Origin of the sequence: Ruegeria sp. HKCCA0235A, from assembly GCF_013033235.1 — a bacterium.
In the GTDB taxonomy this organism is placed as follows: Bacteria; Pseudomonadota; Alphaproteobacteria; order Rhodobacterales; family Rhodobacteraceae; genus Ruegeria.
In genome coordinates this window covers 54928-67504 of sequence record NZ_WQDQ01000012.1, presented here as the reverse complement: position 1 = coordinate 67504, position 12577 = coordinate 54928, and the positions used below count along the sequence as shown (strand labels likewise).

The 12577-nt window shown below is 57.2% G+C and carries 16 protein-coding genes; 6 read left to right on the top strand and 10 right to left on the bottom strand.

The genetic code is table 11. The annotated features are described in order from the left end of the window. Nucleotides 1-35: 35 nt before the first annotated feature. Genes GOW56_RS18425 through GOW56_RS18415 form a run of 3 tightly spaced genes read left to right on the top strand, consistent with a single transcriptional unit; the run spans nucleotide 36 to nucleotide 2389 of the window. On the top strand, nucleotides 36-1124 hold the full coding sequence (locus GOW56_RS18425; RefSeq protein ID WP_171206799.1) for a 4-oxalomesaconate tautomerase: 1089 nt from the start codon (nucleotides 36-38) through the stop codon (nucleotides 1122-1124). 51 nt (nucleotides 1125-1175) lie between these two features. Further along, on the top strand, nucleotides 1176-1412 hold the full coding sequence (locus GOW56_RS18420; protein ID WP_171206798.1) for a hypothetical protein: 237 nt from the start codon (nucleotides 1176-1178) through the stop codon (nucleotides 1410-1412). Further along, nucleotides 1409-2389, top strand: a complete 981-nt coding sequence (locus GOW56_RS18415) for a D-2-hydroxyacid dehydrogenase family protein (protein ID WP_171206797.1) — start codon at nucleotides 1409-1411, stop codon at nucleotides 2387-2389. Before GOW56_RS18420 ends, GOW56_RS18415 begins: the two co-directional genes overlap by 4 nt. Here GOW56_RS18415 and GOW56_RS18410 read toward each other — a convergent pair. Continuing rightward, nucleotides 2358-3332: an AbrB family transcriptional regulator gene (locus GOW56_RS18410; protein ID WP_254447255.1), complete on the bottom strand. Its 975-nt coding sequence runs from the start codon at nucleotides 3330-3332 to the stop codon at nucleotides 2358-2360. The genes GOW56_RS18415 and GOW56_RS18410 overlap by 32 nt on opposite strands. A 168-nt stretch (nucleotides 3333-3500) precedes the next feature. On the opposite strand from GOW56_RS18410, the gene GOW56_RS18405 reads away from it, so the two are divergent. The 3 genes from GOW56_RS18405 to tcuB are packed head-to-tail and all read left to right on the top strand — an operon-like array spanning nucleotide 3501 to nucleotide 6656. Beyond that, entirely contained in the window at nucleotides 3501-4181 is a 681-nt protein-coding gene (locus tag GOW56_RS18405) for a GntR family transcriptional regulator (protein WP_171206796.1), read from the top strand. A gap of 11 nt (nucleotides 4182-4192) precedes the next feature. Then, nucleotides 4193-5587 (top strand): FAD-dependent tricarballylate dehydrogenase TcuA, encoded by a 1395-nt coding sequence (gene tcuA, locus GOW56_RS18400; RefSeq protein WP_171206795.1) that lies wholly within the window; start codon nucleotides 4193-4195, stop codon nucleotides 5585-5587. After that, on the top strand, nucleotides 5577-6656 hold the full coding sequence (tcuB, locus tag GOW56_RS18395) for a tricarballylate utilization 4Fe-4S protein TcuB (protein ID WP_171206794.1): 1080 nt from the start codon (nucleotides 5577-5579) through the stop codon (nucleotides 6654-6656). The genes tcuA and tcuB overlap by 11 nt, the downstream gene beginning before the upstream one ends. Before the next feature lie 284 nt (nucleotides 6657-6940). On the opposite strand, the gene ureG is transcribed toward tcuB, so the two are convergent. From ureG to GOW56_RS18350, 9 genes are all read right to left on the bottom strand, one after another. Then, nucleotides 6941-7570 carry an urease accessory protein UreG gene (gene ureG, locus GOW56_RS18390; protein ID WP_171206793.1) on the bottom strand — a complete coding sequence of 210 codons (630 nt, stop codon included), beginning with the start codon at nucleotides 7568-7570 and terminating at the stop codon, nucleotides 6941-6943. Beyond that, entirely contained in the window at nucleotides 7567-8220 is a 654-nt protein-coding gene (locus GOW56_RS18385; protein WP_171206792.1) for an urease accessory protein UreF, read from the bottom strand. Before GOW56_RS18385 ends, ureG begins: the two co-directional genes overlap by 4 nt. Further along, nucleotides 8204-8656, bottom strand: a complete 453-nt coding sequence (ureE, locus tag GOW56_RS18380; RefSeq protein ID WP_152459094.1) for an urease accessory protein UreE — start codon at nucleotides 8654-8656, stop codon at nucleotides 8204-8206. The genes GOW56_RS18385 and ureE overlap by 17 nt, the downstream gene beginning before the upstream one ends. Nucleotides 8657-8684: 28 nt before the next feature. Next, nucleotides 8685-8909, bottom strand: coding sequence for a DUF1127 domain-containing protein (locus GOW56_RS18375; protein ID WP_171118922.1), 225 nt, complete (start codon nucleotides 8907-8909; stop codon nucleotides 8685-8687). A 121-nt stretch (nucleotides 8910-9030) separates the two neighbouring features. Then, nucleotides 9031-10791, bottom strand: a complete 1761-nt coding sequence (gene ureC, locus GOW56_RS18370) for an urease subunit alpha (RefSeq protein ID WP_171206791.1) — start codon at nucleotides 10789-10791, stop codon at nucleotides 9031-9033. Continuing rightward, the gene (locus GOW56_RS18365) at nucleotides 10766-11098 is read right to left on the bottom strand and encodes an urease subunit beta (RefSeq protein WP_171118918.1); all 333 of its coding nucleotides are present in this window, start codon (nucleotides 11096-11098) and stop codon (nucleotides 10766-10768) included. Before GOW56_RS18365 ends, ureC begins: the two co-directional genes overlap by 26 nt. Beyond that, nucleotides 11095-11256, bottom strand: a complete 162-nt coding sequence (locus GOW56_RS18360; protein ID WP_171169025.1) for a hypothetical protein — start codon at nucleotides 11254-11256, stop codon at nucleotides 11095-11097. The genes GOW56_RS18365 and GOW56_RS18360 overlap by 4 nt, the downstream gene beginning before the upstream one ends. Before the next feature lie 18 nt (nucleotides 11257-11274). Next, complete coding sequence (locus GOW56_RS18355; protein ID WP_152459090.1) at nucleotides 11275-11577, bottom strand: urease subunit gamma; 303 nt, start codon at nucleotides 11575-11577, stop codon at nucleotides 11275-11277. 1 nt (nucleotide 11578) lies between these two features. Continuing rightward, the gene (locus GOW56_RS18350) at nucleotides 11579-12316 is read right to left on the bottom strand and encodes an urease accessory protein UreD (RefSeq protein WP_371807919.1); all 738 of its coding nucleotides are present in this window, start codon (nucleotides 12314-12316) and stop codon (nucleotides 11579-11581) included. Nucleotides 12317-12577 lie beyond the last annotated feature (261 nt).

The following is a 12577-nucleotide window of genomic DNA, read 5'->3' as shown; positions in this document are numbered from 1 at the left end:
AGAAACACCACTCAGTCTTGGCCAGGGGGGACCCGATGACCCAAACAGCAATCCCATATGTATTCATGCGGGGCGGAACCTCTCGGGGCCCGTATTTCCGCCGCTCGGATTTGCCCGAGGATCTGGACACTTTGACCAAAGTGCTGATCGCTGCCCTCGGGGCCGGGCAGTCGCTGAACATTGATGGTATCGGCGGTGGCGCGGCGGTCACGACCAAGGTCGCGATGCTGTCGGTCAGCGAGGATGACTGGGCCGATATCGACTATTTCTTCGCGCAGGTTGCGGTCGAGGATAAGTTGGTCGACTTCAAACCAACTTGCGGCAACATCCTGTCAGGTGTCGCCCCCGCTGCAATCGAAATGGGGTTGTTTGAGCCCCAAGGCGATGAAACCGAAATCCGTATCCGGGCGGTCAACACCGGGGCCCGTGTAGTGGCCCGGATTCAGACACCCGGGGGAAGGCTGACCTATGAGGGTGATACAGGCATTGCCGGGGTGCCCGGCCAATCTGCACCGGTGCAGCTGAGTTTCATGGGGGTGGTTGGGTCAGCAACCGGTGCATTCCTGCCCACCGGCAACCTGCGTGACACAGTACAGGGGATCGAACTGACTTGCATGGACGTCGCTATGCCAATGGCCATTGCCTGCGCCGCCGACTTCGGACTGACGGGTTATGAAAAAGCCGAGGATCTCGACGCCAACCGCGCCTTTTTTGACCGGATGGAAGCCGTTCGGATCGAAGCCGGGGAACGGATGGGGATGGGGGATGTGTCCAAATCCGTGACCCCCAAATTCGGCCTTGTAGCTCCTGCCAAAGCGGGCGGAACGCTTGCGGTGCGGTATTTTATGCCGTGGAAGACCCACCCGACCATGGCGGTTACCGGTGCGCAGTGCATGGCGTCCTGCGCTTTGACGCCCGGCACGGTCGTGGACGGTTTGCTGGATCGCCCGACGACAAGCCCGGCTGAAGTCATATTGGAACATGCCTCGGGCACGATCGACGTATTGGTGGATTTCACCACTGAGAATGGGTTCACTGTAAACGCAGCAGGCTTGGTTCGTACCGCGCGCAAGTTGGCAGACGGCCATGTTTACGTTCCACAATCCGTGTGGAAAGGGAGTTGATTGGGCACCTTCAAGTTGGTATACCTTTGTATACAAATAGGAGAGGTTATGATGGACGACTACTCGGAATGCCTCGATATCGCGCGTCAGGAGCTCCGGTTGGCGCAAGCTGCCTTGCGGCGGGATATGGCCGAATACCCCACGCCAATCGCGGGATGCGACGAGCAATTTAATCATCTGTTGGACCAAAGCGAACGCGTCCGAAATGCGCTGGCAGCACTTGACGTGCAGCATTTTGTGCCGACACCCAGAAAACTGACCACCGGGCAGAGTATAGCAAGCCGATGAAAGTACACATTCTGGACGATTGGTTCGAAACGCTGCGTGGTCTGCCATGTTTTGAGAGGCTCAACGGTCATGAAGTGACGGTGTGGACGGATCATGTCGAGGATCTTGACATCTTGGCCAAGCGTTTGCAGGAGGCTCAAGTGCTGGTGCTGTTCCGAGAGCGGACCAAAGTCACTCACGCCTTGCTGGAAAAGTTGCCGAATTTGCAGCTGATCAGCCAGCGCAGCGTCTATCCCCATGTTGATGTGCCGGCCTGTACAGATCAGGGTGTTTTACTGTGTTCGAATATGCATAGCGGCACGCCGTCTTATGCTGCGGCGGAACTCACATGGGCGCTGATCATGGCTGGGATGCGGGATTTGCCCGCTCAGATGGCCTCGGTCAAGGCAGGGCACTGGCAGGCAGGGGTAGGCAAGACGCTACGCGGTCGTCAATTGGGGCTCTATGGTTACGGCCGTATCGCGCGTGCGGTTGCGGGTTATGCCGAGGCGTTCGGAATGAAAGTCGTTTGGTGGTCGTCCGATGAAGGTCGGTCGCGTGCGCAAGCGGATGGCGCTAGGGTCGCGCCGAGCCGCGAGGCGTTTTTTGCCGATAGTGATGTTGTTTCGATCCATGTGCGCCTGAAACCGGACACGCGTGCGATCATTACCGCATCGGATTTTGCGCAGATGCAGCCCGGGGCGATCTTCGTGAACACTTCACGGGCCGGGCTGATTGCTCCGGGCGCTTTGCTTGAAGCGCTCAACGCCGGTCGCCCCGGCAAAGCCGCGATTGATGTATTCGATTCCGAGCCACTGACTGACGCGACCGATCCTTTGCTGGCACATCCCAACCTGATCGCGACGCCGCATATTGGTTTTGTGACCGAGGATGAGTTCGACCTGCAATTTGCCGATATCTTCGATCAGGTAAATGCGTACGCTGACGGTGCGCCGATCCACATGATCAACCCCGAGGTTTGGACCACCGTAGAATAAGATTGGCGGCGATGGGCGCGCCGATGATCACCAGCACAATCCTTGTCAGATGGTGAGTGATCACAAAGCCCAGGTCCGCGCCTGAAACGATGGCCAGAACTGTCATCTCGGCCTGCCCGCCGGGCGCGAAGGCCAGAAACGCCTCGACCGGCTTGCCAAGCCCTAACGTGGTGACAACAGCAGTGAAGGCCGCAGCCAACACGGCCAGAACAACCACATAGGCGCAACCCGCCGCCACGACCTTGCGCAATTCCACCCAGGTGACACCGACAAACTTCACTCCGATTCCGCAACCGATGAAGAATTGCGCGGCCAGGATGGCCTCGCGCGGGGGGCGGGTATGGATGAAGTCCCCGAGTGACAAAGCAGCTGTCAGGATCATCGGTCCCAGGATCGACGCGCCGAAGAGACCGAAGCGCTCGCCGCCCTTCCAGCCGATAAAGGCGGCCAACACCATCAGGACCAGTTCGTGAACCGGCAGGGCGTGTGCGGGTTCACCGATTGGGTTGGTCAGTTCAGCGCCATAGAAAACAGTCAGAAATAGCGGGGCTAACGTCACTATGATCAGCACGCGTGTGCCGTGGATCAGCGACAACGTGCGCGGATTGGCACCCGCCTCGGATCCGAAGATGATCATGTCCTGCAACCCGCCGGGCATGGCCGCATAAAAAGCGGTTGTAGTATCGAAGCCCCAAACCTTGCGGAAGAATGGCACTCCGACCAGTGCGATCAGCAGGATAAAGAACGGCACCAGCGCAATCGACGCGGCCATTTTCGGCAATTCGGCAAACAGGGCCGGAGTGATCGATGCTCCCACGGCAACGCCCAGGATAGTGCGCGCCGCCACCGAGACCTGCCCGAATCCCTCCATCGGCGCATGCGCCAGGGCTGCAATCAGACAGGCGCTCATTGGGCCGAACAGGAAGGGCAGGGGCAAATTCATTAACCAGAATGCTCCGGTGCCCAACACTGCAAGCGCGAAGGTCACTGCACGTTTTTTCGCTGAGGAGGGTGCGTTGATCTGGGTGGACAAAATGTAGATTCCGGTGCGGTTGACTTAGTGTGTATCCAAATGTATACAAGTGGACGCAATAACACAAGTGAGCGCGTGATGACCCTGCAGGACGACCCGTTACAGCCTGGCCCACAAGGCAATTCCGCCTATCAGCGCCTGCTGGATGAGATTCGCGAAGGTAGCCTGCCGCCCGGCGAACGCCTGCGCGAAATAGAGTTGTCCGAGAGGTTGGGAGTTAGCCGCACGCCTGTGCGCGAAGCGATCCGACAGCTGGAAGCGGATGGCTTGGTAACACATATCCCCCGTCAAGGCGCGACGGTACGCAGCCTGGATTACGCCGAAGTGATGGAGCTCTATGAGATGCGCGCTGTGCTCGAGGGAACTGCGGCCCGTCTGGCGGCAAGGGCGGCGTCCGATGTCGAACTGGATGAGCTGGATGTGCTGAATGACCGGCTGGCCGAGGCAGGCACCGGTCCGGAGGCCGCGCGGATCAATCGGATTTTCCATGCGACGCTTCTGGATGCGGCCAAAAACCGGTTTCTGGCTAAATCCATGTTGTCTTTACAAAAGGCGTTGCTGATCCTGGGTCCGTCGCAATTGCTGGACGGCGACCGAGCCGAGGCCGCAGTAGCCGAACACCGCCTTATCATGGCCGCCTTGAAAGCCCGGGATGGCGCGGCGGCTGAGAAAGAGATGCGCGCTCATATCCACGCAGCACAACGCATGCGCATTCGCGCCTTGCAGGAGCGCGACCGAACAACGGACCAAACTCAATAGGCGGAAACCACATGGCCACCCAAAAGGAAGCCTACGATATCGCTGTGATTGGCGGAGGTAACGCCGCCCTGTGCGCTGCGATGACCGCCGCCGAAGCAGGCGCGCGCGTTCTTATCCTCGAAGCGGCGCCCAAACCCTATCGTGGCGGAAACTCTCGCCACACCCGAAACTTCCGCTGTATGCATTCCAGCCCCTCAGGCCCGCTGGTCGAGGAATACAGCGAAGACGAATACCTGTCAGATCTGCTCAAGGTTACCGGGGGCAAAACCGACAAAGATCTGGCGCGCCTCGCAATTCGCACGTCTGAGGAATGTCTTCCCTGGATGGAGGAGCACGGGGTTCGGTTCCAGCCCTCTTTGTCGGGGACGCTATCGCTGGCGCGGACGAATGCGTTCTTTATGGGCGGCGGTAAATCGCTGGTAAATGCCTATTACCGGACAGCAGCGAAGCTGGGCGTCGAAGTCCTGTACGAAGCCGCCGTCACGCATCTTGAATTGAACGGAGACCGGATTGAATGGGTAGACTTCACCTGCGAAGGCCAATCCCATCGCATAACGCCCAAAGCGGTCATCGTCGCTTCGGGCGGCTTTCAGGCTGACACCGATTGGCTGACGCGTGCGTGGGGACCTGCGGCACGCAACTTCCTGATCCGGGGCACGCCCTATAACCGGGGTGTCGTGCTGGCCGATCTTCTGGATCAAGGCGTTGAGAGCGTTGGAGACCCGACCCAATGCCACGCCGTTGCCGTCGACGGGCGTGCTCCGAAATTCGATGGCGGCATCGTCACCCGTCTGGACTGCGTTCCATTCTCAATTGTTGTCAACAAAGATGCCGAGCGGTTCTATGACGAGGGCGAGGACGTCTGGCCAAAGCGTTACGCGATCTGGGGTCGCCTAGTCGCAGCCCAGCCGGATCAGGTGGGCTATGTGATCATTGATGCCAAATCGCTGAATCTGTTCATGCCGTCGGTTTTTCCGCCGTTAAAGGCGGACACGCTCGAGGAACTGGCCAAAGCGATGGGCCTGCCCGCCGATAAGCTGACCACGACCGTCGCAGAATTCAATGCCGCCTGCGGTGACACAAGTGGCTTTCATCCAACAGAATTGGACGGAGTTTCAACTACCGGCCTGACCCCACCCAAAACCAATTGGGCGCGCCCGATCACCGAACCTCCTTACTATGGCTACTCACTGCGCACCGGTGTGACCTTCACCTATCTGGGGCTCAAGGTGGATGAATCTGCGCAATGTTCAATGGCAAACGGCAAAATCCAGAACCTCTGGGCGGCAGGCGAAACCATGGCTGGGTCGATTTTGGGGCAGGGTTATCTGGCCGGGTTCGGCATGACCATCGGAACCGTCTTCGGACGCATTGCAGGACGAGAGGCCGCTTCTTATGCGAACTGAACTGATACAGGAAGCCCGCCGTCAGGCTGAGATCTGCAATGCCTGCCGGTATTGCGAAGGCTACTGCTCGGTCTTTCCGTCGCTTCACGCTGAACGCGCATTCTCGGACGGCGATATCACGCAATTGGCCAATCTCTGCCATAACTGCAGAGGATGTTACTATGCCTGCCAATATACGGCGCCGCATGAGTTCGACCTCAACCTGCCGAAGGCTCTGGCCGAGGTCCGGCGCGACAGTTGGGAAAGCTTCGCCTGGCCGCAACCTCTGGCGCGCTGCTTCCATAGCCATGGTGGGGCGATCGCTCTGGCTCTGGTCGTTGGCTTCGCGCTTATTTTTTGGGCCATTCGCGCGATCGGCTCGACCGGAGGCGAAGGCTTCTACTCTGTCCTCTCTCACAACGCGATGGTAGTGATTTTTGCTCCGGCATTCCTTCTGCCTTTGTTCAGCATTGGCATCAGCTTGCGGCGCTATTGGCACGCAGTTGGAGGCCAGCCGATCCAACTGGGCGACTTGAAAGCCGCGCTAAGTCGAACGGCCAAAATGCAGGACCTGGCTGCTGGCCACGGGGAGGGTTGCAATTTCGAGGACGAAGACCGTTTTAGCCAGGCCCGCCGCCACGTGCATCATGCGATAATGTACGGGTTTCTGCTGTGTTTTGCTTCGACTTCGGTGGCGACGATCATGCATTACGGGTTCGATCTGCACGCACCTTACGGGTTCTGGTCATTGCCGAAGCTGTTTGGAGTCACAGGGGGCGTTTTGCTCACTGTTGGCTGCTACATGATGGTCCGGCTGAAACAGAAGTCAGACCGCAATCTCGGCGATGTTTCAGCTTGGGGCGGAGAAATCGGATTTATATTACTGCTTGGGTTTGTAGCGTTGAGCGGGCTTGTTCTTTACGCTTTCGGTTCATCCGCAGTAATGCCTGCGCTGCTTGCCGTCCATCTGGGGTCGGTCCTCGCGTTCTTCCTTCTTACGCCTTACACAAAAATGGCGCACGGTTTCTATCGGCTTGCTGCCCTTGTCAGGGATGCGCAACGAAAAAGAGATGTGTCGGTGGTCCGCTAGCAGCCCGCATTTTCTGAGTGAGGCAAAGGAAAACGCATTTATTATCGAAGGACGCGGTGTCGCGGGTGGCAGCCAACGTCCCGAAGGGTTCGCGTGAATATTTCTCAGCGGCACTGAAAGATACCCCCACGAAAGGTGCGGAATTGATGGAAAAGCTTGGAGTCGCGCGTGGTAAAATCTGTGCGCCAATCGAAAACAGAATGACGAAGAATCTATGAATTAGGTGCCTCTGAACGGCAGAGCCGATGACAGGTGTCGACAGATTGGCATCTTCGTTCTGAGCGTTAATTCCTTTCTGGAATCATTAACCCCCCCTTCTTCACTAAAAGGTCGACAATTGCGCCGACCCCTTTTTTGTGACGAAGGGACGTGAACAAAAAGGGCCGCCCATTGCGCATTCTGGCTGCATCTCTATCCATGACCTCCAGTGAAGCGCCAACATGCGGCGCCAGATCGGTCTTGTTTATGACCAGGATGTCGGATTTCGTTATTGCCGGTCCGCCTTTTCGCGGGATTTCCTCTCCTGCTGCGACGTCGATCACATAGATTGTAAGGTCTGCGAGTTCTGGACTGAATGTAGCCGACAGGTTGTCGCCGCCACTTTCGATCAGAACGATGTCAAGATCGGGATGCCGGTTTCGCATTTCAGCAACCGCTGCAAGGTTTATCGATGCATCCTCACGGATAGCTGTATGTGGGCAACCGCCCGTTTCGACGCCGATGATCCTGTCTCTTGGCAAGACCTGCAAGCGCATCAGCGCCTCGGCGTCTTCCTGAGTGTAAATATCATTGGTGATAACGCCCACTGAACAAACATCGCGCAGGGTTTCAGATAGGGCAGCCGTCAAGGTGGTCTTTCCGGCTCCAACCGGACCACCGATGCCGACGCGAAGAGGGCCGTTCATACTGCTCATGTTCGGAATATCCTTGAATACTGTGTTTCGTGTCTCATCGACGCGATGTCCGTCAGGAACGCAGTCGAACTCAATTCGTCCAAGCCTGCCATTTGCGCTTGTTCAGCGATATGAGCACATAGCGGTGTTAAATTACGGATCAGCTTTTGAGCGTCGGTTTGCCCCAGCGGTACAAGGCGCGTTGCGCACGCGACCAAGTTGCTTGCAAATGCTTGTAGATACAGCTTTGTCGTTAACAGTATGGGAAGGCTCTGCAGATGCGCGGCATAGCCCACCGACACTGGATAGGAAAGCAGTTGGATGTCTAAATCCCAGACGTCTCCTGTGACGGTCCCGAATGCCTGCCCCAGCAATTCGGTTTCCATTTTTCTTTCCGATGATGCGCAGATCGCCCGTGCCTTGGTATCAACGCTGATAAGCTCATCACTATCCTGCGCGTCGTAAGCGGACACTACGAACAGAGCGTCATTCCATCCCGACCCATGTTCCAGCACATCAGAAATCCAGGCTTCGGCGTCTTGTGAACTGGCGACAGCCCCTTCGTCAATTGCTGCTTCCAGCCCGTGGGAATAAGCAAAGCCTCCCACAGGATATGCCGGAGACAACCACTGGGTCAGCGTCAGGATATCAGCTTCAGTGGGCGTGGCCATGTGTCCTGCCGTGGCCGTAGGCTCCGCCTTCAGGGGTGAACGGTTCGTGCACCTCACGTACTGTGGCCCCGATTTTCAAAAGCATGTCTCGGATCACATGATCGACCTGGATCAACAGACGATCCTTTTCGATCTGGCAGGGCGTGTGGCGATTGCCGATATGCCATGCGATACGTGCCAGATCCGGAGCCGAGACCTCCAGCAAGGCTTCGGGCGCGGCCTGGATTTCAACCGCGCGCCCGTCGTCCAAGATCAGCGCGCCGCCGTGATCCAGTGAGGTTGTCTGAGCCAGGTCGACCAGAATCTGTTCGCCGCTTTCGCATGTTAAAACCTTTCGGCGCAAAAACCGATCGTCATAGGTCAACGACAGGCAATCGGCAGTGTCGTCGTGCATGTGATCCGAGTAACGGCGTGCGGTGCAGAGCAGGGCGGTCATACCGTCGCCTCCTCTGGAGCAGAAATGGTCAGAGCCAGATCGAATCCGAAAACACCCGATGCACGATCCGTTCGCGTGATAGGCCGCGTTTTTTCAACTCTTCGTCGCTGAGCGATTGCAGGAATTCGACTTGCCGCACGCGCGATTGAGCTTCGGCCACACTGATCAGAGCCCCGTAGATTGATGATCCGATGGACGCGATCAGACCGGGCAGCGAAAAGCCTGCGTGTGATTGTGTTGCTGAGTGTGCCATTTGGACCCTCGTAAACGTTGGTCCTCCCTTGAGCATTAATATCTGTCATATCGGCCTCACGTTGAAGTGGGTGTTTGGTCATTTCTGCCTTGCGCACGGTGCAACGCAGCATAATTTTTAGTCAGAACATAAAGTATCGCTGTGCCATCGGCAGCACTTCGGCCGGTTGGCAGGTCAGCAATTCACCGTCTGCTCGGACCTCATAGGTTTCCGGATCAACTTCGACATGCGGCGTCGCGTTGTTGAGCAAAAGATCCTGTTTGCCAATCTCTCGTGTGTTTTGGACAGCGACGGTCTGCTTCGCCAAGCCCAGTGTATCGCCAATCCTGTCGGCCTGTGCGGCCTCAGAGACAAATGTGATTGCCGAATGCTCGACCGAGCGGCCATAGGCCCCGAACATCGGGCGGCTATAGACTGGTTGCGGTGTGGGGATCGACGCGTTTGGGTCACCCATTTGGGCACAAGCAATCGTACCGCCCAGCAAAACCATCTCGGGTTTCACACCAAAAAAGGCAGGGTTCCATAGAACAAGATCAGCACGTTTGCCTTCTTCGATACTGCCAATCTCGCGGCTCAGGCCATGAGCAATGGCCGGGTTGATCGTGTATTTGGCGATATAGCGTCTGACGCGCAGGTTGTCGTTTTCGCCTGTTTCCTCGGGAAGGCGCCCGCGCTGTTTCTTCATTTTGTCGGCGGTTTGCCACGTCCGGATCAACACTTCGCCCACGCGGCCCATAGCCTGACTGTCGGACGCAATGATGCTGAACGCGCCCATGTCGTGCAGGATATCTTCAGCCGCGATGGTCTCACGCCGGATGCGGCTTTCAGCAAAAGCCACGTCCTCGGGGATGGATTTGTCGAGGTGATGGCAGACCATCAGCATGTCCAGATGTTCCTCGACCGTGTTTACCGTAAAAGGCCGCGTGGGGTTGGTAGAGGAGGGCAGGACATGGTCCTCTCCGCAGATTTTGATGATATCTGGTGCGTGGCCGCCGCCCGCGCCTTCAGTGTGGAAAGCGTGGATAGTCCGACCCTTTATCGCGGCAACCGTATTTTCAACAAACCCGGATTCGTTGAGCGTGTCAGTGTGGATCATCACCTGAACGTCCATCGCGTCAGCGACCGAAAGGCAGCAATCGATGGCCGCCGGGGTCGTACCCCAGTCCTCGTGCAGTTTCAGGGCACAAGCCCCGGCTTTGACCTGTTCCTCCAAAGCAGCGGGAAGCGAAGCATTTCCCTTGCCTGCAAAAGCAAGATTCATGGGAAAAGCATCCGCCGCCTGCAACATCCGGCCGATATGCCACGGGCCCGGGGTACATGTGGTCGCCAGAGTGCCATGTGCCGGGCCGGTGCCACCGCCAAGCATGGTCGTAAGGCCAGAATGCAGCGCGTCCTCGATCTGTTGCGGGCAGATGAAGTGAATATGGCTGTCGAACCCGCCAGCCGTCAGGATGCGACCTTCGCCCGCGATGGCTTCGGTGCCGGGACCGATGATGATGTCTACTCCGGGTTGCGTATCTGGATTTCCGGCTTTGCCGATCTTGGCGATGCGCCCGTCCTTCAGACCGACATCCGCCTTGTAGATGCCCGAGTGATCCACGATCAGAGCATTGGTGATCACAGTGTCCACGGCACCTTCGGCACGCGTGGTCTGAGACTGACCCATCCCATCTCGAATGACTTTGCCGCCACCGAACTTGACCTCTTCACCATACACATCTTCGCGGTGGCCGGTTTCACTGAAACGCGCAGTTGTTGCGCGCTCCACGATAAGGTCTTTTTCTACCTCGATGATCAGATCGGTATCTGCCAATCGTACTTTGTCGCCGACCGTTGGGCCGAACATGGAGGCATAGTCACTCCGACTGATCTTGCCCGGCATCTTTCAGAGCCCCCATGATATGCATATTGAAACCGTAAATGTGCCGGCGCCCTTCAAATGGCACCAGTATAACTTCGCGAGTTTGGCCTGGCTCAAATCGCACCGCGGTACCCGCCGGGATGTCCAGCCGCATACCCAAAGCTGCATACCGATCAAAATCCAGGGCCGAGTTTGCTTCGGAAAAATGGTAGTGGCTGCCGACCTGTATTGGTCGATCGCCGGTATTGGCGACAATAACAAGACGGCTACTGCGTCCCGCGTTCAGCGTCAGTGAGCCTTCGGCAGGAATAACCTCACCCGGAATCATTTCGGCAGCTTCAAAATTACGGTTATGGCGATGACCCCAATCAAAGCCAACCCAACTGCAAGCGCGGTGTAATCGCTGCCATGGGCGTGAATATGGGTATCCGAATGGGCCGTGGCCGGACCAGCCAGAATGAGAGCGGGAAACAGCATGCGGATCATGGGTGACTCCTTTGGAAATTAGCGAATGGGGTTGTGGACAGTCACAAGTTTTGTGCCATCCGGGAAAGTGGCTTCGACCTGCACCTCGTGGATCATCTCGGGCACGCCTTCCATGCAGTGTTCCCGAGAGATCACTTCAGCCCCAGCTTGCATCATGTCGGCGACCGAACGGCCATCGCGCGCGCCTTCGACCACGGCATCGGTAATCAACGCAATGGCCTCGGGGTGATTCAGCTTGACGCCACGCGCCAGCCGTTTGCGAGCGACCTCGGCGGCCATGGCCACCAGTAGTTTGTCTTTTTCACGAGGGGTCAGGTTCATGTCAGAGCATCCAGCATCGGGGCAATGTGTCGTTGTTCAGCCGGCGCAGAACCGGCATCAATGTGCGGCGCAGTGCAAAGCTGTCGCCGGCCAGAATGCGAATGACCAGTAGGTCTTTCCGGATCAGAGTTGCCCCGGCGGCGTCCGGTAGCAATTCCCTGACAGGTTCCAGATGACCTTCGGCGGAACTCGACATTAAGACGATCAGGGCCATCGCCCCTGCGCCGTTTGCAATATGCCGCTTAGCCAAGTGAGTGTGCCAATCTCCAGCGAACCTAATCGCATCGAGAAACAACGGCGTTCCTTCGCGCCAAATCTCGATCTGATCGCGCAAGCGGATTTCAGTCAACGTTTCACCCATGGCGACGCGTCCAAAAACAAGCGGTTCCACCATCAGCATGTCGGCATCCGGTGACAGGTCGATCCTGAGGCGCCGGTCTAACGCACTGCCATTGTACAGAATGGTCTCTTGTGGCAACCAGTTCAGCCGGGCCCCAGCCTCTACCGTCAAATGATTTGTAACCTGGCCCCATTCTTTGGGCGGGGCCTTGTAAGCGCGCTCGCAAGCTTGCGTTGTCAAGGTCAGCGCTGTGCCTTTTGCTGCCTTGCAAGAAAACCGAAAGGAATCTCCTCCTGTCACTCCGCCAGCCGAGTTTAGCAGAACCGCATCAAGTTCAGGTGTCGTGGTTCTGGGGAATAGGCATTTGAATGACCCAGATTGGCGAAACTTGTTCAGCACGGTCCTGTTGCCCAATTGCTTGGTGCTTAAGCTGACGGTGCCTGCTGCGCGCGGTGGTACTGCGCTGTGCGCGGGTAATATGGTTGCAACTTGTGTAATAGGGCACCTACAGCGCTTCGTTTTGCTGCCACCTGTTTCTCTGTTGAAGTATCGGAACACTAACCTGCAGCGTCGGAATCTGCTTAATTTCACATCATGTGATTAAATTTTAGACAGCAACCATTGGCTTGGATGAAAAAATATGCGCATCTCGCCGATTTC